21 protein-coding genes, 2 tRNA genes and 3 rRNA genes are annotated in these 20,167 nt (G+C 58.6%); 6 read left to right on the top strand and 20 right to left on the bottom strand.

Annotation, left to right across the window (positions count from 1 at the left end; translation table 11 throughout):
- Positions 1–22 precede the first annotated feature (22 nt).
- The 5 genes from KI612_RS05425 to KI612_RS05405 form a co-directional block, all read right to left on the bottom strand.
- Positions 23–910, bottom strand: coding sequence for a patatin-like phospholipase family protein (locus KI612_RS05425; RefSeq protein WP_319002989.1), 888 nt, complete (start codon positions 908–910; stop codon positions 23–25).
- Between the two features lie 12 nt (positions 911–922).
- Positions 923–1,501 (bottom strand): OmpA family protein, encoded by a 579-nt coding sequence (locus KI612_RS05420; protein ID WP_226442803.1) that lies wholly within the window; start codon positions 1,499–1,501, stop codon positions 923–925.
- A gap of 317 nt (positions 1,502–1,818) precedes the next feature.
- Positions 1,819–2,916, bottom strand: coding sequence for a tRNA 2-thiouridine(34) synthase MnmA (gene mnmA / locus KI612_RS05415; protein WP_226442802.1), 1,098 nt, complete (start codon positions 2,914–2,916; stop codon positions 1,819–1,821).
- Positions 2,909–3,463 (bottom strand): hypothetical protein, encoded by a 555-nt coding sequence (locus KI612_RS05410; RefSeq protein WP_226442801.1) that lies wholly within the window; start codon positions 3,461–3,463, stop codon positions 2,909–2,911. The genes mnmA and KI612_RS05410 overlap by 8 nt, the downstream gene beginning before the upstream one ends.
- Positions 3,463–3,912: an NUDIX hydrolase gene (locus tag KI612_RS05405; RefSeq protein ID WP_226442800.1), complete on the bottom strand. Its 450-nt coding sequence runs from the start codon at positions 3,910–3,912 to the stop codon at positions 3,463–3,465. Before KI612_RS05405 ends, KI612_RS05410 begins: the two co-directional genes overlap by 1 nt.
- Positions 3,913–4,002: 90 nt before the next feature.
- Between KI612_RS05405 and KI612_RS05400 the strand changes: the two genes are divergently transcribed.
- The 6 genes from KI612_RS05400 (at position 4,003) to KI612_RS05375 (ending at position 9,058) form a co-directional block, all read left to right on the top strand.
- On the top strand, positions 4,003–4,923 hold the full coding sequence (locus KI612_RS05400) for a branched-chain amino acid transaminase (RefSeq protein WP_226442799.1): 921 nt from the start codon (positions 4,003–4,005) through the stop codon (positions 4,921–4,923).
- Positions 4,924–4,939: 16 nt separating this feature from the next.
- Positions 4,940–5,128: a zinc-finger domain-containing protein gene (locus KI612_RS05395; protein WP_226442798.1), complete on the top strand. Its 189-nt coding sequence runs from the start codon at positions 4,940–4,942 to the stop codon at positions 5,126–5,128.
- A gap of 36 nt (positions 5,129–5,164) precedes the next feature.
- Entirely contained in the window at positions 5,165–6,178 is a 1,014-nt protein-coding gene (gene waaF, locus KI612_RS05390) for a lipopolysaccharide heptosyltransferase II (RefSeq protein ID WP_226442797.1), read from the top strand.
- Positions 6,175–6,606, top strand: a complete 432-nt coding sequence (locus KI612_RS05385; RefSeq protein ID WP_226442796.1) for a YybH family protein — start codon at positions 6,175–6,177, stop codon at positions 6,604–6,606. The genes waaF and KI612_RS05385 overlap by 4 nt, the downstream gene beginning before the upstream one ends.
- The gene (locus tag KI612_RS05380) at positions 6,603–7,571 is read left to right on the top strand and encodes a YheT family hydrolase (RefSeq protein WP_226442795.1); all 969 of its coding nucleotides are present in this window, start codon (positions 6,603–6,605) and stop codon (positions 7,569–7,571) included. The genes KI612_RS05385 and KI612_RS05380 overlap by 4 nt, the downstream gene beginning before the upstream one ends.
- 233 nt (positions 7,572–7,804) lie before the next feature.
- Positions 7,805–9,058: an EAL and HDOD domain-containing protein gene (locus KI612_RS05375; protein ID WP_226442794.1), complete on the top strand. Its 1,254-nt coding sequence runs from the start codon at positions 7,805–7,807 to the stop codon at positions 9,056–9,058.
- A 141-nt stretch (positions 9,059–9,199) separates the two neighbouring features.
- On the opposite strand, the gene rrf is transcribed toward KI612_RS05375, so the two are convergent.
- From rrf to KI612_RS05300, 15 genes are all read right to left on the bottom strand, one after another.
- A 5S ribosomal RNA gene (rrf, locus tag KI612_RS05370) occupies positions 9,200–9,313 on the bottom strand.
- 102 nt (positions 9,314–9,415) lie between these two features.
- A 23S ribosomal RNA gene (locus KI612_RS05365) occupies positions 9,416–12,296 on the bottom strand.
- Positions 12,297–12,502: 206 nt separating this feature from the next.
- Positions 12,503–12,578, bottom strand: a tRNA-Ala gene (locus KI612_RS05360).
- Positions 12,579–12,674: 96 nt separating this feature from the next.
- Positions 12,675–12,751: transfer RNA gene (locus KI612_RS05355), tRNA-Ile, on the bottom strand.
- A 62-nt stretch (positions 12,752–12,813) separates the two neighbouring features.
- Positions 12,814–14,351, bottom strand: a 16S ribosomal RNA gene (locus KI612_RS05350).
- The 16S, 23S and 5S rRNA genes sit together here with 2 tRNA genes alongside, the layout of an rRNA operon.
- 504 nt (positions 14,352–14,855) lie before the next feature.
- Positions 14,856–16,064, bottom strand: a complete 1,209-nt coding sequence (nifS, locus tag KI612_RS05345; RefSeq protein ID WP_226442793.1) for a cysteine desulfurase NifS — start codon at positions 16,062–16,064, stop codon at positions 14,856–14,858.
- Positions 16,065–16,103: 39 nt separating this feature from the next.
- Complete coding sequence (gene nifU, locus KI612_RS05340; RefSeq protein ID WP_226442792.1) at positions 16,104–17,000, bottom strand: Fe-S cluster assembly protein NifU; 897 nt, start codon at positions 16,998–17,000, stop codon at positions 16,104–16,106.
- Positions 17,001–17,012: 12 nt separating this feature from the next.
- Positions 17,013–17,336 carry a HesB/IscA family protein gene (locus KI612_RS05335; RefSeq protein ID WP_226442791.1) on the bottom strand — a complete coding sequence of 108 codons (324 nt, stop codon included), beginning with the start codon at positions 17,334–17,336 and terminating at the stop codon, positions 17,013–17,015.
- A gap of 121 nt (positions 17,337–17,457) precedes the next feature.
- A complete protein-coding gene (locus KI612_RS05330; protein WP_226442790.1) occupies positions 17,458–17,883 on the bottom strand; it encodes a hypothetical protein in 426 nt (141 codons plus the stop codon).
- A gap of 30 nt (positions 17,884–17,913) precedes the next feature.
- On the bottom strand, positions 17,914–18,273 hold the full coding sequence (locus KI612_RS05325) for a hypothetical protein (RefSeq protein WP_226442789.1): 360 nt from the start codon (positions 18,271–18,273) through the stop codon (positions 17,914–17,916).
- 11 nt (positions 18,274–18,284) lie between these two features.
- The gene (gene fdxB / locus KI612_RS05320; RefSeq protein ID WP_226442788.1) at positions 18,285–18,560 is read right to left on the bottom strand and encodes a ferredoxin III, nif-specific; all 276 of its coding nucleotides are present in this window, start codon (positions 18,558–18,560) and stop codon (positions 18,285–18,287) included.
- Between the two features lie 3 nt (positions 18,561–18,563).
- Positions 18,564–18,773, bottom strand: a complete 210-nt coding sequence (locus KI612_RS05315; RefSeq protein WP_226442787.1) for a CCE_0567 family metalloprotein — start codon at positions 18,771–18,773, stop codon at positions 18,564–18,566.
- Positions 18,774–18,823: 50 nt separating this feature from the next.
- Positions 18,824–19,273: a NifX-associated nitrogen fixation protein gene (locus tag KI612_RS05310; RefSeq protein ID WP_226442786.1), complete on the bottom strand. Its 450-nt coding sequence runs from the start codon at positions 19,271–19,273 to the stop codon at positions 18,824–18,826.
- Positions 19,263–19,721, bottom strand: a complete 459-nt coding sequence (locus KI612_RS05305) for a SoxR reducing system RseC family protein (RefSeq protein ID WP_226442785.1) — start codon at positions 19,719–19,721, stop codon at positions 19,263–19,265. The genes KI612_RS05310 and KI612_RS05305 overlap by 11 nt, the downstream gene beginning before the upstream one ends.
- Before the next feature lie 8 nt (positions 19,722–19,729).
- Positions 19,730–20,152: a NifB/NifX family molybdenum-iron cluster-binding protein gene (locus KI612_RS05300; RefSeq protein ID WP_226442784.1), complete on the bottom strand. Its 423-nt coding sequence runs from the start codon at positions 20,150–20,152 to the stop codon at positions 19,730–19,732.
- Positions 20,153–20,167 lie beyond the last annotated feature (15 nt).

Here is a 20,167-nt window from a genome sequence, read left to right as displayed (position 1 = left end):
CGGGCAAACGGCGTCACCGGTTTCAAACGCGACGCCTTGGCGTCGCCAGCTTTTCCCTGATCACCGGCAACAAACGCGCCCCGGCTTGCTGACCGATGGCAATCAGCGCCTTGCGGGCGCCAAAATCGGTGCTGGCAATCCGGCTCAGGTCGGGCCGGATCAGGATGTCGGCATCTGCTGCCTCACGTTTACGCAAGGACTGGCTCATGATTTCGAAGGAGCGCAGCAGCAGGTTGTAGAGGCCGTGACCATCATCAGCCGCCGGATCCGCCCCACCGACATCAACCGCCAGTACGAGATCACCGCCCAGCTTGCGGGCGGTCGCTACCGGCAGTGGGCTGACCAGACCGCCATCCAGATATTCCCGCCCCTCATCGCTGGCCGGAATGAACACTCCGGGAATGGAGCAGGAGGCACGGACGGCAAAACCGGCATCGCCTTTGTCGAAGACCACCGGCTCACCACTCGGATAACTCGTCGCCACTGCGGCAAATGGCGTCTTCAGCGATTCGATATTGCGATTCTGCAACGCCTGATTGACGAAGGACTGCAGGCTGCGCCCGGTCACCATGCCGCGTTGTGTAGAACTGCCACCACTGACCAGATCGACAATTTCGCTGTCCTTGACGCGCAGCGCCAGTTCTTCCATCTGGAAGCCAGTGAAACCAGCTGCCCAAAAAGCGCCAACCAGCGAACCGGCACTGCAGCCGACGATCAGCTCCGGCCGGATACCACCCGCTTCAAGCGCCTTGATCACACCGATATGGGCAAAGCCGCGGGCCGAGCCACCACCCAGCACGACGGTCAGCCGCCGCGCCGTACCGGTGGGAACGGTTGCCGCATCAGCAAGCAGCGGCGCCGCCAGCAAGGCACCAAGCAACTGGCGGCGTTTGGGTAAAAATCCTTGCATCGATGCCTCCACTCAGCTCTTGCCTTGCGGCTGTTCAAGCAGGCGCTTGAGGCGATCAAATGCCTCTTCAAAGGCATTATCCGGTTCTCCGCGCTTCAGGTTTTCCAGACGCTCGCCCAGCAGGATAAGCTCGACCCGACGATTCAGCTTGCGTCCGGTTTCCGTGTCATTGGGCGCGAGCGGCTGACTCAGACCAAGCCCCACCACCTTCATCCGAGCCTCCGGTACGCCACGCACCAGCAGCACATCGCGAACCACATCGGCCCGGCGCTGCGACAACGTCAGATTGGCAGCCGCGTTACCAATATTGTCGGTATGCCCCTCAAGCAGGATATCGCTGGTCGACTTCTCTTTCAGCAATTGGGCAACCCGGTCGAGATACGGCCCGGCCGCATTGAGATCAAGAGCCGACTTGCCAAACTCGAAAAGCACGCTATCCGGCAGCCAGACCATCACCCCGCGCTCGACCTGGGCGACCGCCAGGGTCACCCGCGGCGCCGGTGGCGGCGTTGTGGCACAAGCCGCAAGCAGCAAGATGGCCGCCATGGCGGCCAGCGTGGAAACAGGACGAACAAGGGAACGAAAATTCATGGCAACACCTTCAGGCTGATCATCAATTTGATGCAACAGGTTTCCGGCAAAGCCCTATCGGCAACACCGGAAACGGGCGGCGGATTATGCGCAGCCGTCCCCTGATCGGCAAACCCGCTGAAGTCAGCCGATTTACACAAAACTTACATTACTCGGCGGCATCCCCCGGCAATCAGATCGACTACCGCAGAAATGCGCAAGGCGCAGCCAAACCGGGGCCTGGAATGCGCCGTGAGAGCCTGCAGGCCATCACTGAAAGCCCGCAACTACCTACAATAATTTACAGAATTGCCCTGTCCGGCGCCCTCGCGGAGAGCTCAGCGAATGACCCCGCCCCCCAGACAGACGCGGCTCTCGTAAAGCACCACCGACTGCCCCGGCGTCAGCGCCCATTGCGGCTCGGCGAAGCGGATTTCACAGCTTTCGGCATCAACCGTTTCGACCTCGCAAGCCTGGTCGACCGTACGGTAACGCGGCTTGGCGGTGTATACCCAATGCGGATGCGGCGCCCGCCCGGATACCCAGGACAACTGCTCGGCAACCAGCGTATCAACCAACAGCGCCGGGTGATCATGCCCCTGGACGACGTAGAGCACATTCTTTTCCATGTCCTTGCCGGCGACAAACCAGGCGTCGTGGTCACCGCCGCCGGGCCGGCCCTTTTCCTTGATGCCGCCGATCTGCAGGCCCTTGCGCTGGCCGATGGTGTGGTACATCAGGCCATCATGCTCGCCCATCACCTTGCCGTCGTCGAGACGACGGATCTCGCCTTTCTTGGGCGGCAGGTAGCGACTGAGAAAATCCTTGAACGGCCGCTCGCCGATGAAGCAGATGCCGGTCGAATCCTTCTTGGTGGCGACGTGCAGGCCAGCCGACTCGGCGATCTTGCGCACGTCGCGCTTGTAGATGTCGGCCAGCGGGAACAGCGTTTTCGAGAGCTGCGCCTGGTTCAGGCGATAGAGGAAATAGCTCTGGTCCTTGGTGCCATCCTCGGCCTTGAGCAGCTGGAATTCGCCATTGAATTCGCGCACGCCGGCGTAATGGCCGGTGGCGATCTTGTCAGCGCCGAGCTGCATGGCGTGATCAAGGAAGGCCTTGAACTTGATTTCGGAATTGCACAGGATGTCCGGGTTCGGCGTGCGCCCGGCTTGGTATTCGCGCAGGAATTCGGCAAAGACGCGCTCACGGTATTCGGCCGCGAAATTGACCACCTCGACATCGATGCCGATAGTGTCGGCGACGCTCATCACATCGATCAGGTCCTGGCGCGTCGAGCAGTATTCCTCGGTATCGTCGTCTTCCCAGTTCTTCATGAACAGGCCGATCACCTTCCAGCCCTGTTGCTTGAGCAGCAAGGCCGCGACAGAGGAATCGACACCGCCGGACAAGCCGACCACCACAGTTTTTTCAGACATCGGGCCCAGCCCCCTTCTTCCATTCATCCAGCGGCAGGATCACCGCTGGCTGTCCATTATCAACGAACCAGCTATCGACAACGAAGCGCGCCGCTTCGCCGCCCTCTTTTTCTTCGATCACCGCCGAGTAGTGCGCCGGGAAAAGATAGGCCCAGTTGCGCACCTCGATCCCGACCACCCGGTGCCAGCGCAGGTAGCCGCGCGCGTCGAGCAGGCGCAGCAGGCGCGCCGTCGAGGTCGAGTGATCGATGCAATCCATCTTGCCCGGCACACCGGCGTCGGCCAGGTTGCCACCACGATCATTGTGGATATCGGTCATCTGGCCGGCCCAGGCGTACATCCGGCCGATGGCAAGGGCGAGCATTTCGCGCTCGCCGACGGCGTCGACCGCTGAAAACAGCAAGCGGCGGATTTCACCCAACTGGCCGTCGCTGTAGGCGACATCGACCTGCACCAGGCAACCGTAGCCATGGCAGATCTCGACCCGCTCGTCGGCAAAGGCCGTAGCGGTCAACAGCGCAAAAAAGGCAAAAACCAGCCCGCGCATCAAGCGTAATGCACCAACAGATCAAGTGGATACGCCTTGCCGGCCAGCGCATCCTCGATGCAACGCAGGATCAGCGGGCTGCGATGCCGCGCCTGCGTCGCCCTGACCTCGTCCAGCGTCAGCCAGCGGGCCGCGACGATGCCGTCGTCGAGCTTGCGCCCGGCCTCGTAACCACGCAGTTCGCCGGCAAAGGCAAAGCGCAGATAGGTCGTGTCTTCCTTGGTCGGATGCTTCCAGTTGTAGATCCCGACCAGGTGCGTCGGCTTGAAATGGTAAGCGGTTTCCTCAAGCGCCTCGCGCACCACGGCGTCAAGCAGCGACTCGCCTTCCTCGAGGTGGCCGGCCGGCTGGTTGAAGGCCAGACCAGCGTCGGTTTCTTCCTCGACCAGCAGGAATTTGCCGTCACGCTGGACAACGGCGGCAACGGTCACATGGGGTTTCCAGATCATGAGCGGTAGACGGTCGGCAAAAGCGTTATTTTACCTGCTGATTTCGGCTAGAATTATGGGCTTTTACAGGCGCAACACGGAGAATCGAACATGTCCATGTCGGATCGCGACGGCTTTATTTGGCAAGACGGCAAACTGGTGCCCTGGCGCGAAGCCACCACCCACGTCCTCACCCACTCCCTGCATTACGGCATGGGCGTTTTCGAGGGCGTCCGTGCCTACAAGACCGAGCGCGGCACCGCCATCTTCCGTCTGGAAGACCATACCGACCGCCTGTTCAACTCCGCCCACATCTTCCAGATGACCATGCCTTACGACAAGGCCGCCATCAACGAAGCGCACAAGGAAGTGCTGCGCGCCAACAATCTCGAATCCGGCTACATCCGCCCGATCGCCTTCTATGGCTCGGAAAAGATGGGCGTTTCGCCGAAGGGCGCCAAGGTGCATGTCGCCATCGCCGCCTGGCCGTGGGGTGCCTACCTCGGTGAAGAAGGCATGGAACGCGGCATCCGCGTCAAGGTGTCGAGCTTCACCCGCCACCACGTCAATATCTCGATGGTGCGTGCCAAGGCTTCCGGCCACTACATCAATTCCATCCTGGCCAACAACGAAGTGACCAACGAAGGTTACGACGAAGCCATGCTGCTTGATCCGGAAGGCTACGTTGCCGAAGGCGCTGGCGAGAACCTCTTCATCGTCAAGAAAGGCAAGCTGTACACGCCGGACCTGACCTCCTGCCTGGAAGGCATCACGCGCGCCACGGTGCTGCAACTGGCGGCCGAACTCGGTCTCGAAGTCCAGGAAAAGCGCATCACCCGCGACGAAGTCTATACCTGCGATGAAGCCTTCTTCACCGGCACCGCCGCCGAAGTCACGCCGATCCGCGAACTCGACGGTCGCCAGATCGGCATCGGCCGCCGCGGTCCGATCACCGAGAAGCTGCAGCAGAAATATTTTGATGTCGTATACGGCCGCTCGGCCCAGCACGACGGCTGGCTGGCCTACATCTAAGTCCAGGGAGAAGAAGATGTCCGACAAAAAGACCATTGAAGTCACCGCCCACGATCTGCCGCTGCACTGCCCGACGCCGAGCGTGGCGCTGTGGAGCCAGCATCCGCGCGTCTTCCTTGACGTGCTGAAGACCGGCGAAGTCACCTGCCCGTACTGCAGCACCAAGTACGTGTTCAAGGGCGAAGCCCCCAAGGGCCATCACTAAGCTCAGGACGGCGGGCCGCAAACCCGCCGTTTTCGCATGAAGAAGGCACTGATCGTCGCCCCGTCCTGGATCGGCGACACCATCATGGCGCAGCCGCTGTTGGCGCGCCTGCTGGCCAGGCATCCCGGACTGCAGCTCGACGCCCTGGCCCCACGCTGGGTGGCCCCGGTTCTGCAGCGCATGGCCGAAATCAGCGAGGTCATCGACAGCCCGTTCGGGCACGGCCAGCTCTCGCTGAAGCCGCGCTGGCAACTGGCCCGGCAGCTGGCGGCCCGCGACTACGATGCCGTCTATGTCCTGCCCAATTCGCTCAAGTCGGCACTCGTTCCGTTCATGGCCGGCATCCCGCAACGCATCGGCTTTACCGGTGAGTCGCGCTACGGCCTGATCAATATCCGCCACACGCTCGACAAGGCCGCCCTGCCGCTAATGGTCGAACGTTTCGCACAACTGGCTGAAATTCCTGGTGGCGCCTTGGCGCGCCCGGTTTCCTATCCGCGCATCCGGTCGACCGCTGGCGAACGGCAAAAAACACTGGACGAACTCGGCCTCGAACGCCCGGCACGCATCGTCGCCTTCTGCCCGGGCGCCGAATACGGGCCGGCGAAGCGCTGGCCGGCCGCGCACTTCGCCGCCCTGGCTAAAAAGCTGGCTGAACAGGGTTGTGCCATCTGGCTGTTCGGCTCGCCAAAGGACCATGCGGTCGCCGAGGAAATCGCGCAACTGGCCCCCTGCCTGTGTCGCAACCTGTGCGGTGCGACCTCGCTGGCCCAGGCGGTCGACCTGCTGGCAATGGCCGATCTGGTGGTCTGCAACGATTCCGGCCTGATGCATGTCGCCGCGGCGCTCGACCGCCCGCTGGTGACGCTTTACGGCTCCTCGTCGCCCGGCTTCACGCCACCGCTCTCCGACCAGGCCGACATCCTCAGCCTGCAACTCGCATGCAGCCCCTGCTTCAAGCGCGAATGCCCGCTTGGCCACCTCGATTGTCTCAACCGGCTGACGCCCGAGATGGTGCTCGCCGCCTGCCTGAAACGGATTTCCCGATGAGCAAGTCCAATGCCTACGCCACGCCCGAAGACCTTGAGCAGGCCTTCTACGAAACCCTGACCCGCGGCGATGCCGACCTGATGATCCTGCTCTGGGCAGAGGAAGAAGAAACCCTGTGCGTGCACCCGACCGGCATTCGCCTGCAGGGCATCGTGCCGATCCGCGAAAGCTGGCGCAGCATCTTCGGTGCTGCCCGCCTGCGCGTCCAGGCCGAACAGGTCGCCCACTGGCAAGGCTCGATGCTGGCCATCCACCACCTGACCGAAACCCTGTTCATCGGCGACGACCCGAGCCCGCATGGCCCCTTGCATGTCACGCACGTCTATTCGCGCGGCGCGCACGGCTGGCGCCTGGTCAGCCGGCATGCTTCGGCCGCTGATGACGGCCACCAGGCGAGCGCCGAAGCCGTCTCGCACACGCTGCATTGAGCCCGGCCGCCAAGCCTTACCACGCCCCGGCCTGGCTGCCCGGCGGCCATGCCCAGACCATCTGGCCACTGCTGATCAAGCCCACGCCGCTGAAGCTGCGGCGCGAGCGCTGGACTACCCCGGATGGCGACTTCATTGACGTAGACCACCTCGACGCGCCACCCGGTGCTCCGGTCCTGGTGCTCTTTCATGGCCTCGAAGGCAGTGCCCGCAGCCACTACGCGATTTCAACGGCACGTGCCTGCCGGAAGGCTGGCTGGCATTTCGTGCTGCCGCATTTTCGCGGCTGTTCCGGCGAACTGAATCGCCAGCCACGCGCCTACCATTCCGGCGATTCGGCTGAAATCGACTGGATCCTGCGCCGGCTGCACCATGCCAATCAGGGCGGCCGCCTGCATGCCGCCGGTGTCTCGCTCGGCGGCAATGCGCTGCTCAAATGGGCCGGCGAACGGGGCGAAACAGCAGCAGAACTGGTCACCGGCATTGCCGCGATGTGCGCTCCGCTCGACCTCGCCGGTTGTGGCCACCATCTGGCACGCGGGTTCAACCGCCTTTACACGCAGCACTTCCTGAAAACCCTGAAAGCCGTCTCGGCCGCCCGCCTGCAGCGCTTTCCCGGACTCTTCGACGCCGTCCGCATGCGGCAGGCGATCAACCTTTACCAGTTTGACGATGCCGTCACCGCGCCGGTGCATGGCTTTGCCGGCGCCGACGACTACTGGGCTCGCGCTTCCGCCAAACCCTGGCTGGCCTCGATCCGCGTCCCCGCCCTGGCGGTCAACCCGAAAAATGACCCGTTTTTGCCGGCACACCATCTGCCCAGCCAGGCAGAGGTCGGCTCTTGCGTCCGCCTCGAACAGCCGGCCGAAGGAGGGCATGTCGGCTTTGTCAGCGGCCCGTTTCCGGGAAACCTGGACTGGTTGCCGCAACGCCTGCTGCATTTCTTCCGGCATCAAACGTCGTAGGCGCTTGCAGCAATCATCCTGATCCCGCGCCGCCTCTTGCTACCAAAGGGTGGCACGCGCCACTTGGCCGGCCTGCGCGTAGAATAGCGGAATCAAGGCGGGCGAATCGGCCAGAAGATCAGCACCCCCGATCCTGATGCCGACAAACTGCCGAGCGGGCTGTTGCCCCATGACATATTGACCTGTGCGGAAGGCTTGCCAGCCGGAGCACAATCCTGATTTGAGGAGTTTTTTTGAGCGAAGCCGCTGCCGACCAACTCTTTCTCGGACGACAACCGATTCTTGACCGGGAGCAACGGCTTTACGCCTATGAACTCCTGTTCCGCAATGGCTCGCGCAATGCTGCCGACGTCACCGATGGCGTTCAGGCGACCGCGACCGTCATCGCCAATGCCTTTTCCGAACTGGGCGTCGAAGCGGCGCTGGGCAACTGTCGCGGTTTCATCAACATCGATGAAGCCTTCCTGTTCAGTGATCTGATCGAACTGCTGCCCAAAGAGTCGGTGGTTCTCGAAATCCTTGAGACAGTTCCGCCAACTCCGGCCGTCATCGAGCGCTGCAAGATACTGAAAGCGAGCGGCTTTACATTGGCCCTCGATGATGTCATCCAGCTCGCACCGGAATTTGCCGAGTTGCTGTCGCTGGTCGAAATCATCAAGGTCGATATCCAGCCGCTGTCTCGCGTCGAGATCATGCAGCTGGTGATGAAACTGAAACCGATGGGCAAAATCCTGTTGGCAGAAAAAGTGGATTCGCGCGAACAGATGGAACAATGCCTGAAACTTGGCTTTACGCTGTTTCAAGGCTACTACTTCGCCAAACCCACCATTATCGCCGGCAAGAAACTCGACCATTCGCAGCTTTCCTTGATGAAGCTGATGGGACTGCTGCTCGGCGATGCCGACACCAGCGAACTGGAAGAGGCACTGAAACCCGAGCCAGGCCTGACGGTCAACCTGCTGCGCATGACCAATTCAGTCGGCGCCGGCAGTACCGAAACCATTACCTCTCTGCGCCACGCCATCACCGTACTTGGCCGTCGCCAACTGCAACGCTGGCTGCAACTCCTGGTTTTCTCTTCCGGCAAGCAAGCCGGCTCGACTAATCCGCTACTGCTGATGGCAGCAACCCGCGGCCGCCTGATGGAATTGCTCGCCGAGGAAATGCAGGCCGGCAACAACGCCTTTGCCGATCATGCCTTCATGGTTGGCATCATGTCCCTGATGCCCGCGCTGATCAGTCTGCCGATCGAGGAAATCATTGCCCCGCTCGGCCTTGCCGAGGAAGTCAGGGAAGCACTGACCGGTTCAAATCCCGACAACACACTGGGCAACCTGCTGCAGATCACCGCCGCCTGTGAAACCGGCGACCTGGAGATACTGAGCAAACACCTGCAGAAACTTTCCGGCATCAGCATCAAGGCACTCAACCGTGCCCAGACGCAGGCGCTGCAGTGGGCAAACGGGCTGAATCAGCCCCCCGCCTGATAAATCGCTGACAGAACACGACCTGGCCGACAGAATCGGCCAGGTCTTTTCGCGCGCTCAATTTCATTCGCTCGCTATTTTCTGTTGGGTAGACGCACAAAAGCCCCGCTAGCGTTAGCTAGGGGGGCTTTTGAAATGGGAGCCTGGCGGTGACCTACTTTCGCGAGCGAAATACTCACTATCATCGGCGCTTTGCTGTTTCACGGTCCTGTTCGGGAAGGGAAGGGGTGGGTCCAGCAGGCTATTGCCGCCAAGCGTAACTTGTGTGCCTGCCGCGGAGGGCGTCAGGCCAAATTGGGATAGAAGGTTGTTGTTGTGACTGCTATGAGTATTGCTTGCAGTGTATTACAAGGTTATAGGATCAAGCCGTACGGGCAATTAGTATCAGTTAGCTTAACGCATTACTGCGCTTCCACACCTGACCTATCAACGTCGTGGTCTTCGACGACCCTTTAAGGAGTTCAAGACTCCGGGAAATCTCATCTTAAGGCGAGTTTCACGCTTAGATGCTTTCAGCGTTTATCTCTTCCGAACATAGCTACCCGGCGATACGACTGGCGTCATAACCGGTACACCAGAGGTTCGTCCACTCCGGTCCTCTCGTACTAGGAGCAGCCCCCTTCAAATTTCCAGCGCCCACGGCAGATAGGGACCAAACTGTCTCACGACGTTTTAAACCCAGCTCACGTACCTCTTTAAATGGCGAACAGCCATACCCTTGGGACCGGCTACAGCCCCAGGATGAGATGAGCCGACATCGAGGTGCCAAACACCGCCGTCGATATGAACTCTTGGGCGGTATCAGCCTGTTATCCCCAGAGTACCTTTTATCCGTTGAGCGATGGCCCTTCCATACAGAACCACCGGATCACTATGACCTGCTTTCGCACCTGCTCGACTTGTGGGTCTCGCAGTCAAGCACGCTTTTGCCATTGCACTTTATGGACGATGTCCGACCGTCCTAAGCGTACCTTCGTACTCCTCCGTTACCTTTTGGGAGGAGACCGCCCCAGTCAAACTGCCCACCATGCACGGTCCCCGATCCGGATTCACGGATCAAGGTTAGAACCTCAAATAAATCAGGGTGGTATTTCAAGGTTGGCTCCACCGAAACTAGCGTCCCGGTTTCACAGCCTCCCACCTATCCTACACAGACCGATTCAAAGTCCAATGCAAAGCTACAGTAAAGGTTCATGGGGTCTTTCCGTCTTGCCGCGGGGAGATTGCATCTTCACAAACATTTCAACTTCGCTGAGTCTCAGGAGGAGACAGTGTGGCCATCGTTACGCCATTCGTGCAGGTCGGAACTTACCCGACAAGGAATTTCGCTACCTTAGGACCGTTATAGTTACGGCCGCCGTTTACCGGGGCTTCGATCAAGAGCTTGCACCCCATCACTTAACCTTCCGGCACCGGGCAGGCGTCACACCCTATACGTCCACTTTCGTGTTTGCAGAGTGCTGTGTTTTTATTAAACAGTCGCAGCCACCATTTCACTGCAACCCCATCGGGCTTTCGTCGCGAGGACTTATACCCTACCGGGGCACACCTTCTCCCGAAGTTACGGTGTTAATTTGCCGAGTTCCTTCTCCTGAGTTCTCTCAAGCGCCTTAGAATTTTCATCCTGCCCACCTGTGTCGGTTTGCGGTACGGTCAATTCTAGACTGAAGCTTAGTGGCTTTTCCTGGAAGCTTGGTATCAATCACTTCAGCACCGTAGTGCCTCGTCGTCACGCCTCAGATAATTCCCCCGGATTTGCCTAAGGGACACTCCTACACGCTTAAACCACCTATTCCAACAGATGGCTGACCTAACCTTCTCCGTCCCCACATCGCATCTAGAATCGGTACAGGAATATTGACCTGTTTCCCATCGACTACGCATTTCTGCCTCGCCTTAGGGGCCGACTCACCCTACGCCGATGAACGTTGCGTAGGAAACCTTGGGCTTTCGGCGAGGGAGCTTTTCACTCCCTTTATCGCTACTCATGTCAGCATTCGCACTTCTGATATCTCCAGCAACCTTCTCAAGTCACCTTCACAGACCTACAGAACGCTCCCCTACCATATCTTTCGATATCCGCAGCTTCGGTGCACAGTTTGAGCCCCGTTACATCTTCCGCGCAGGACGACTCGACTAGTGAGCTATTACGCTTTCTTTAAAGGATGGCTGCTTCTAAGCCAACCTCCTAGCTGTCTATGCCTTCCCACTTCGTTTCCCACTTAACTGTGTCTTGGGGACCTTAGCTGGCGGTCTGGGTTGTTTCCCTCTTGACAATGGACGTTAGCACCCACTGTCTGTCTGCCACACTCGCACTCAACGGTATTCAGAGTTTGCCATGGTTTGGTAAGTCGCGATGACCCCCTAGCCATAACAGTGCTTTACCCCCGTTGGTGATATGTGACGCACTACCTAAATAGTTTTCGGGGAGAACCAGCTATTTCCGGATTTGTTTAGCCTTTCACCCCTATCCACAGCTCATCCCCTAATTTTTCAACATTAGTGGGTTCGGACCTCCAGTACCTGTTACGGCACCTTCATCCTGGCCATGGATAGATCATCCGGTTTCGGGTCTACGCCGTGCTACTAAACGCCCTTATCAGACTCGCTTTCGCTACGCCTCCCCTATTCGGTTAAGCTCGCAACACAACGTAAGTCGCTGACCCATTATACAAAAGGTACGCAGTCACCGAACAAGTCGGCTCCCACTGTTTGTATGCATGCGGTTTCAGGATCTATTTCACTCCCCTCCCGGGGTTCTTTTCGCCTTTCCCTCACGGTACTAGTTCACTATCGGTCGATCACGAGTATTTAGCCTTGGAGGATGGTCCCCCCATGTTCAGACAAGGTTTCACGTGCCCCGCCCTACTTTTCGCTAACTTAGTACCACGGATTGGTTTTCATGTACGGGGCTATCACCCACTACGGCCGGACTTTCCATTCCGTTCCATTAACCATTCCGCTATCACTAGCAGGCTGCTCCCCGTTCGCTCGCCACTACTTGGGGAATCTCGGTTGATTTATTTTCCTCCGGCTACTTAGATGTTTCAGTTCACCGGGTTCGCCTCCCTGACCTATGTATTCAGTCAGGGATACCTCATAAGAGGTGGGTTTCCCCATTCGGATATCGGGGGATCAAAGCTTCATTGCCAGCTCCCCCCCGCTTTTCGCAGGCTTGCACGTCCTTCATCGCCTGTGATCGCCAAGGCATCCACCACATGCACTTAGTCGCTTGATCCTATAACCTTGTACTCTCTTAACGAGAGCGGCTACAGGCAAACTCATATTTGTGCTGTATCGTCCGAAGACGTTACAGATGCAATCACAACGCATCACCCATGCCTCATCAGCACGAGTGACACAACCTTCTTCCAATTTGTTAAAGAGCGTAGCAATTGATTCCTCAAAAGCTAAAGATAAACATCGCTGCTTATCTTTAGGTTCTGGTGGAGGATAACGGGATCGAACCGTTGACCCCCTGCTTGCAAAGCAGGTGCTCTCCCAGCTGAGCTAATCCCCCGTTAAGCTTCGCATTACGTCGTTGCTCAACATCTTGCATACCAAGGTATGCGGCGATGTCTCGCGCCTCGTACTGCTCGCTTACTTGATTTGACGTTGGTGGGTCTGGTTGGAATCGAACCAACGACCCCCGCCTTATCAAGACGGTGCTCTAACCGACTGAGCTACAGACCCTCGTCTGTTTGCTACTCATTGAACAACCGATAGGTTGTGGGTGCCAGAGATGCTTTCTCTAGAAAGGAGGTGATCCAGCCGCAGGTTCCCCTACGGCTACCTTGTTACGACTTCACCCCAGTCACGAACCCCGCCGTGGTAAGCGCCCCCCTTGCGGTTAGGCTACCTACTTCTGGCGGAACCCGCTCCCATGGTGTGACGGGCGGTGTGTACAAGACCCGGGAACGTATTCACCGTGACATGCTGATCCACGATTACTAGCGATTCCGACTTCACGCAGGCGAGTTGCAGCCTACGATCCGGACTACGATCGGCTTTCTGGGATTAGCTCCACCTCGCGGCTTGGCAACCCTTTGTACCGACCATTGTATGACGTGTGAAGCCCTACCCATAAGGGCCATGAGGACTTGACGTCATCCCCACCTTCCTCCGGTTTGTCACCGGCAGTCTCGTTAAAGTGCCCAACTAAATGATGGCAATTAACGACAAGGGTTGCGCTCGTTGCGGGACTTAACCCAACATCTCACGACACGAGCTGACGACAGCCATGCAGCACCTGTGTTCCAGTTCCCTTTCGGGCACACCCAAATCTCTTCAGGCTCCTGGACATGTCAAGGGTAGGTAAGGTTTTTCGCGTTGCATCGAATTAATCCACATCATCCACCGCTTGTGCGGGTCCCCGTCAATTCCTTTGAGTTTTAACCTTGCGGCCGTACTCCCCAGGCGGTCAACTTCACGCGTTAGCTCCGGTACTAAATGGTTTTACCCACCCAACACCTAGTTGACATCGTTTAGGGCGTGGACTACCAGGGTATCTAATCCTGTTTGCTCCCCACGCTTTCGTGCATGAGCGTCAGTATTGGCCCAGGGGGCTGCCTTCGCCATCGGTGTTCCTCCACATCTCTACGCATTTCACTGCTACACGTGGAATTCCACCCCCCTCTGCCATACTCTAGCCTTCCAGTCACAAGCGCAGTTCCCAGGTTGAGCCCGGGGATTTCACGCCTGTCTTAAAAAACCGCCTGCGCACGCTTTACGCCCAGTAATTCCGATTAACGCTCGCACCCTACGTATTACCGCGGCTGCTGGCACGTAGTTAGCCGGTGCTTCTTATTCCGGTACTGTCATCCACACCAGGTATTAACTGATGCGATTTCCTCCCGGCCGAAAGAGCTTTACAACCCGAAGGCCTTCTTCACTCACGCGGCATGGCTGGATCAGGGTTGCCCCCATTGTCCAAAATTCCCCACTGCTGCCTCCCGTAGGAGTCTGGACCGTGTCTCAGTTCCAGTGTGGCGGATCATCCTCTCAGACCCGCTACAGATCGTCGCCTTGGTGAGCCTTTACCTCACCAACTAGCTAATCTGATATCGGCCGCTCAAAGAGCACAAGGTCTTGCGATCCCCTGCTTTCCCCCTCAGGGTATATGCGGTATTAGCGTAACTTTCGCTACGTTATCCCCCACTCAATGGTACGTTCCGATACATTACTCACCCGTTCGCCACTCGCCACCAGGATTGCTCCCGTGCTGCCGTTCGACTTGCATGTGTAAGGCATGCCGCCAGCGTTCAATCTGAGCCAGGATCAAACTCTTCAGTTCAATCCAACATTACTACTCACAATTCACTGACGGTAGAATTTAACTTCTACCTCGATGGATCTCTCCATCCGTGTGATTGCCTTTAATACTTTTGTGTGACCTAAGCCACTAGCATCAAGGCACCCACACCTATCGGTTGTTCAAATTGTTAAAGATCATTTCCACCGCGCCGTCTCGTTAAATCCGTCAGCAGCAGAGAAGCGAGATTATGAAGAACTTCAGCTAAACCGTCAAGCAAAATTTGAAATCTTTTTTCTGCTCAACCCGCCAAAACTCAAACCACCACTTCCTCCCTCCACCGCCCGTAGAACCAAGCGCTGCAAGGAGCCGCGCATTATATAGATCTTCGGCACACGGTCAATACTGTTTTCAAAATTAATTGAATTCGTCTCTTTTAGGCGGCTTTTCGCACTTTCACCCGCTTATCCCGGCTGTAGACAAAAAAGGGCCCCGGAATCGCTTCCGGGGCCAACCGAGGTTACTGCTGAGAGAGAACTGGTGTCGTCAGGCGTAAGTCGGAGCGAAGGCGGCCTCGGGATTGGCAACCGGCCCCTTGTCACTCCAGTACGGAGAAAGTTTGCGCAGCTGGGCAACGATGGGCGGGACTTCCGCGATCACCCGGTCGATTTCCGCTTCGGTGTTGTAACGCGACAGAGAGAAACGGATCGTGCCATGGGCGGCGGTGTAGGGAATTCCCATCGCCCGCATCACATGCGAAGGCTCGAGCGAGCCGGAGGTACAGGCAGAACCCGAACTGCCGGCAATGCCCACCTTGTTGAGCAGCATCAGAATGCCCTCACCTTCGATGTACTCGAAGGCGATATTGCAGGTATTGGGCAGGCGGTTAGAGACATCACCGGTCGGGAAGCAATGTGTGATCTGGCTGAGCAGGCCTTTTTCCAGCTTGTCGCGCAGACGCTTGACCGTGGTGTTCTCTTCTTCCATATGCTGCATCGCCAATTCACAGGCAACGCCGAGGCCGACGATGGAAGCCGAGTTTTCGGTACCGGCCCGGCGACCGCGCTCCTGATGACCGCCACGCAACAGCGGGCGGAAGCGGCAACCACGGCGCAGATAGAGGACGCCTATCCCCTTTGGCGCGTGCAGCTTGTGGCCGGAGAGCGACAGCATGTCGATCTTGGTGCTTTTCAGATCGATGGGAATCTTGCCAACGGCTTGCACGGCATCGGTGTGGAACATAATGCCTTTGGCGCTGGCCAGCTCGGCCATTTCTTCCACCGGGAAAATCGTACCAGTCTCATTGTTGGCCCACATCACGGAAACGATGGCGACACGGTCGTTCAACAGCGACTTGTATTCGTCGATGTCGATCCGCCCCTTCTTGTCCACCTTGAGCTTGTGGACGATATAACCTTCCTTCTCCAGCCATTCGCACAGCGTCAGGATGGCCGGATGCTCGACATTGGTCGTAATGACCGTATTGCGCTCCGGTTGCGCCTTGAGCGCAGAGAGAATCGCGGTCGAGTCGGACTCGGTACCACAGGAAGTAAAGATGATTTCCGAGTCGTGTTCGGCACCGAGCAGCGCCTGAATCTGACCGCGGGCTTTCTTCAGCGCCTTGCCGACTTCACTGCCGAAGGCATGAATCGACGAGGCGTTACCGAAATGCTCGGTGAAGAAAGGAAGCATGGCTTGCACGACGGCGGGATCGCAGCGCGTCGTGGCGTTGTTGTCGAGATAGATCGGTTCCATGGCGCAGTCCTTTGGTTTCTCTGTCGGGATTGGGGATTCTTACGCGTCGGCCGGCATGTGCGAGGACGGCAGGACCTGCACGAGTTCGCCCAGCGTTTCGATCATCTTCTGCTGAATGCCGCCCAGCGTGGCCGCTTCCATCATGCAGCCGGAACAGGCACCCTTCAGGTGCACATAGATCTTCTTGCCCTGCACGTCGGCCAGTTCAACGTCACCGTGGTCACGCTGCAGCATCGGACGGACCGACTCCAGCACTTCCTGGATCTTGGCGATCTTCTCAACAATCGACAGCTTCTTGACCGGCGGCTTCGGTGCTTCCGGTGTTGCCGGGCAAGCCGGCGGCGGCGAGACTTCGCCCGGGCCGGCGCGCTCGGCCATGACCTTGGCGAGAATTTCCTCGATACCTTCGTGACAGGCAGCACAACCACCGCCGGCCTTGGTATAGAAGGTGACCTCTTCAACCGTGTTCAGGTTATTGGCCTTGACCACGTCTTCGATCATCACCGCGTCGATGGCAAAGCACTTGCAAATCAGGGCGCCTTCTTCGTGGTCGTCGGACCACTCCTCGCCACGGTAGTTGGCAATGGCGGCCTGCAGGGCTTCACGGCCCATCACCGAACAGTGCATCTTTTCCGGCGGCAGGCCGTCGAGATAGTCGGCGATGTTCTGGTTTGACACTTCAAGTGCCTGGTCCAGGGTCATGCCCTTGATGATTTCGGTCAGCGCCGAGGAAGAAGCGATCGCCGAACCGCAGCCGAAAGTCTGGAAGTGCGCATCCTGAATGATCTCGGTTTCCGGATCGACCTTGAGCATCAGGCGCAGCGCATCGCCGCACTGGATGGAACCGACGTCGCCGATACCGTTGGCTTCTTCAAGCGGGCCGGAGTTGCGCGGGTTGAAGAAGTGTTCGCGAACCTTGTCAGAGTATTCCCACATGTTGTCTGCTCCTTAAACCGAGAACGAGGAGCCGCAGGAACACTGGGCGCTGGCGTTGGGGTTGTCGAATTTGAAGCCGGTATGGGTCAGGGTGTCGATGAAATCGACCGTGACGTTGTCGATCATCGGCATGGTCATCGGATCGACCAGCAATTTGACGCCGTCGATTTCCAGCTCCCAGTCATCCTCGGCCTTCTCGGCTTCGAGCTTCATGCCATATTGCAGGCCGGAGCAGCCACCACCCGAAATAACCAGGCGCAGGCCGATAACCGGCGTTTCAGAACCACGAATAAAGCGTTGTACGGCTTTAACGGCAGCGGGGGTCAGATTGATCATGGCGTTTCTCCCAGAGTAGATGGGCTAATCATTGCAAGCCCTGTGCCATGCCGGGAAAAACCCATAAACAATTGAATCCATTGACTTGTTGCGCAACGACGCTTTGTCGCTTTTGCGACAATCACCCCAAAAGATGTTCGTAAGCGCGTCGCAAGAGTTCGCGCTCAAGCAAAGGCAGGCGGCGCGCCTCGGTAATGGCGATGAATTTCCCGCCCTGTTTTTCCGCCGCTTCAAACGGCGGATCGATGCTGGTACAGGCAGCCAGCAAAACAGCCTGATCGCCGTCCGCGGTATCGACCCAGACACAGAATTCGGCAACCGGCTCCAGTCCGCCTTCGGGCAGACCAAGCTGCTTCTCGGCGGCACGCAACGCGGCAGTCGGATGAAACTGCAGCGTCGGCGAGTAAGCCTCGTCGCTCAGGAGCGCCTGCTCCGGCAAAGGAGAAAAGGCGAGCACACTGTCGCCGAGCGTCATGAAGCGAACCCGGGCACTGGTACTTTGCTTGTGCAGGATGATCAGGCGAGGCAGTTCAGTGGTTTCGCTCATATATATATGCAGCTCCAGGATAAATACGGATCAAGCGGCAAACGCGGCTATCACCGGATCGCCTTTCAACGCACCGGCACGCCCCCAGACCTGGACTGCCTCAACATAGTGCCCAGGCAACGCAGGGTGCGGCAACAGCACTTGATACTCGGCGAAGACCCGACCGTCCGGAAACAGGGTCACCGTGCCATAGCGGGCCTTGCCGCGCCAGGTGCCGACCAGGCTGCGCTCCCCGGAATAGGGGTCAGCCTGTTCGACAAAGGCGGCCTCGGCCCAGACCGGCTCATTGCCGATCTCGAGGCCGAGTTTTTCCACCTGCCGGCGAATCGCCAGGCAGAGCTCACTACCGAGAACCGGGTCCGGTCTGGCCGGACCGCTGGCATTCGGCATGCTGCTCAAACTCAGGCAGCCATCGGCGCGTAGGTGTAGCAGAGCTTCGGGCAGACGCGGTTGCAGGCGCCGCAGCCGATGCAGTCGTTGGCATCCTTGATGCTCATCTTGGCCGCTGCGCTTTCGTCTTCGTCATCATCGGCATCGGAATCGATCAGGTCGAGCACGTCGCGCGGGCAGACCTTGTAGCAACGGCCGCAGCCGATGCACTTCTCCTGATTGATGGCGGTGACGAACTCGGGAACCCAGGCATCGCCGCCACGGGTAAGAGCAGTGTAGGAACTCATGATTTAACCTTTCTGAATGGCTGCCAGCTTGGCATTGGCTTTCGCCCATGCCTCGCAGGCGTCGAACGTGGATTGGGCGATGCCCGGGATTTCGAGATAACCGGCGGGCAGACGATCCTCAACCAGATCGTGCATTTGCGATGCCCACTCGGACGCAATGCGTTTGAGCTTTTTGACTTCCTTGTCCAAGTTTTTGATTTCTTCCTCGGTCAAGCTAACCTCCCTGTGACGACGATTTTGACGATAAAAAAGGTGTCGACCGCTCAGAGCCCGGCGACTTCGGGGTATTGCCCGATCCGCTCAAGGGCGATGCCGAGCAGCTTGTCGGCTTCGTCCTTCATCTTGGACAGGCTCGGGAAGCCGAAGCGATGCACGTCGCGCAGCGTCTTTTCAACGGCAACCAGCTTGCCGACGGTGATGATCGAACGACCGAAGCCTTCGTGCGTCAGATGGACGAGGGGCACGGCGAGCAGCTTGCATTCCTTCTCGATCAATACGGCGATCGCGTTGTAGAAGGCCTTGACGCGCGAAATGGTCTCGTCATCCGGATCACCGATCAGCGGGATGCCGGCCTTGCGTTCCTTGGTCAGGATGTAGGGATCGAGGATCTTTTCGACCGTCCAGCCCGTGTAGGTGCCGTAGGTATCCAGGGCGCGCATCTGGCGAGCCATTTCCTTGACGAAGTCGGTTTCGAAGATCGGATCAGTGCTCATGGTGAAACTCCTGTTGTGAAACATTTGAATGACTGGATAGGGAAATCAGTTGCGGTGTCGGCAACAAACCGGGAATCAGGCTGATCGCAACGCGGGAAATGACGAGCGCCCCGAGAAAGCCGGCAATGGCACCGAGTGCCGTGGCGGCATCGCTACCGTCGAGCGTCGCACCGAGCCCGGCGCCGAGCAGCATGGCGAAGGCGGGAAAGAGATAGCCGAGCAAGGCAGAAAGCGTCAGGCGGCTTTGCGGCAGAACGATGCTGACCGCGTCACCAACCCGCAGATCCGGCCCGGCCGGCAGGGTCAGCAAGGTTGCCGCCCGCCCGCTCGCCATCTTGCCGATGCCGCAGGAACCGCCCTGACCGCAGGACGAACAGCCGGCGGTTTCCATGGCGACGATCGCCTGGTCTGCCTCCATGCGCTGGACGATGCCGCGATGTTCGATCATGCCGGCACTCATCCCTGCCAACCCTCTTCTTCCATGCTGGCGAAGCGGTCCTCGGTCTTCTTGGCCTGCAGGGCAACGGCCCGATCAACCCAGGCCACGCCACCTTCGTTCATCGCCCGGGAAATCTCGCCCAGCAGGTCGTCGACCGCATCGACCTCATTGGTGCGGATCGGCTGAATACCCTTGGCCATCAGTTTCTTGATCGCCGAGGCGCCGATCGCCATGACGTAGACCGCGGCACAACCTTCGAGGAAATCGACCTTGGCGATCAACTTGTCCTCGTTGCCGTCCATGGCCTCCTCGGCGAACTCACCGATGCCGACCAGGGTCGCCTTGTCGGGCGTCACCTCGTAGATGGCAAAGGCTTCGGCGGCACCGAAGTGCTGATTGACGCGCAGGCGGTCGGTGGTGGCGAAGGCAACCTTGATCATGGCAGCGGGCTCCTG

The organism is Quatrionicoccus australiensis (assembly GCF_020510525.1).
Taxonomy (GTDB): Bacteria; Pseudomonadota; Gammaproteobacteria; order Burkholderiales; family Rhodocyclaceae; genus Azonexus; species Azonexus australiensis_B.
The sequence above is the reverse complement of the archived record's forward strand: the minus strand, read 5'-3'. Positions and strand labels throughout refer to the sequence as shown.